The sequence below is a fragment of the Teichococcus aerofrigidensis genome (assembly GCF_054073225.1).
The window spans coordinates 1-1,647 of record NZ_JBSXMU010000244.1 but is presented as its reverse complement, the minus strand read 5'-3'; the positions used below and the strand labels follow the sequence as shown (position 1 = coordinate 1,647).

At 75.7% G+C, this 1,647-nt stretch carries 2 protein-coding genes; both read left to right on the top strand.

Annotated features, from left to right (window positions below; translation table 11 throughout):
- The coding region (locus ACVMLK_RS20945) for a glycosyltransferase family 4 protein (protein ID WP_457487530.1) at window positions 1-1,351 on the top strand (1,351 nt) is incomplete at its 5' end.
- A partial coding sequence (locus tag ACVMLK_RS20940; RefSeq protein ID WP_457487529.1) for a hypothetical protein occupies window positions 1,348-1,647 on the top strand: 300 nt, incomplete at its 3' end. The genes ACVMLK_RS20945 and ACVMLK_RS20940, both read left to right, overlap by 4 nt.

The following is a 1,647-nucleotide window of genomic DNA, read 5'->3' as shown; positions in this document are numbered from 1 at the left end:
GCTGCGCGCCGCCGCCGCCCGCCTGCGCGACCTCGTCCGCCGCCGCTCGGCGATGCCGGCGGACTGGCGCGCCGAATGGCGGCGGCCGCGCGCGCAGGCGCTGGAGGCCTATCCGGAACTGGCCGGCTGCGGCCCGCCGCTGCCCTATCTGGCGCCGGAGGATGGCCGGGACATCGCCTTCCTGCTGCCGCTCTTCGCCTTCGGCGGTGTCGAGAAGGTGGTGTTCAACTATGCCGCCGTGCTGCGGCGGCGCGGCTGGCGGCCGCATCTCTTCATCACCGGGGCGCGCCGCATCCAGCCGATGCCGGGGCACGCCGCCGTCTTCGAGAGCCTGAACTTCTTTCCCGGCGAGAGCATCGAGGGCGGCGACTACGATCGGCTGCATCTCGGCGCCTGCGTCTCGGGCTTCGCGCTATGGAAGGACACGCGCGACGCCGTCGGCCTGCTGGCCGGGATGGATGTGGTGGTGAACACCCATGCGCTGGGCGGGCATGGGCTGATGCAGGCGCTGCGCGGCCAGGGGGTGCGCACCTGGCTCGGCCTGCATCTGGTGGAGCGCGGCCCCTTCGGCCAGCCGCTCGGCAACCCGCACATCGCCCTGGCCTATGAGGGCGCCTATGACGGCGTTGTGGTCATCTCGGACCAGCTGCGCGACTGGTGCGTCGGCCAGGCGATGCCGGCGGGGAAGATCGTCCGCGTGCTCAACGCGCCGTCCTACGAGCCTGTGCCGGGCCGCCCGGCGGAGGCCATGGCGGCCCGCGCGGCGCGGCCGGCGGAGGCGCCGCTGCGGCTGCTCTACCTCGGCCGGCTGGACGCGCAGAAGGGGCTTGAGCGGCTGCGCGACATCATCCTGCGGACGCGCGGGCCGCGCTTCGCCTGGCGCCTCGCTGGGCAGGCGGTGCTGGGCGATTCGGCCCTGGATCTCGGGCAGACCGGCGTCGCCGTGGAGCCGCCCGCCATGGACGCGGCGGGGCTGGATGCCCTCTATGCCTGGGCCGACGTCGTGCTGCTGCCCTCGCGCTTCGAGGGCGTGCCGCTGACGGTGCTGGAGGCGCAGCGCTTCGGCTGCGTCGTCGTCGCCACCGATGTCGGCGCCGTGCCCGAGATCATCGAGGACGGCCGGGACGGCTTCCTGCTCCGGACGGACCGGGGCGAGGCGGCGGTGGTGGAGGATGCGGTGGCCCTGCTCGAGCGTCTGGCGGTAACGCCGGCGCTGCGCCGCGCGGTGGGCGAGGCGGCCGCGGCCCGCGTCTCGGCGGCGAACTGGGAAAGGAACATGGCGGAATGGCTGGCGCGGCTCGAACTCCCGCTGGAACTCCCGCTGGAAATCCCGCCGGGGCCGGCGGCATGAGCGGCCTGCTGGCCCGCGCCGCGGACCTGCCGGCGCTGATGTCCGGCGCGCCGGCCATCCTGGTGGCGGAGACGCTGCCCGGTTGGCAGTCTCTGCGGCGGCCCGGCCTGGCGCTGTGGCGGCTGGTGACGGCGGGCGACGCCTTTCGCCTGGTGCCGGAGGAGGCCCGGCCGGAGGAGGAGGGCTGGGAGGGCCTGGCCCTGCCGCCGGCCGGCGCGCTGGCGGTGATCCTGCCGGAGAAGGCCGCGGCCGCGGCGGCGCTGGCCGCCTGGTGGCAGGCGGCCGCCGGCCTGCCG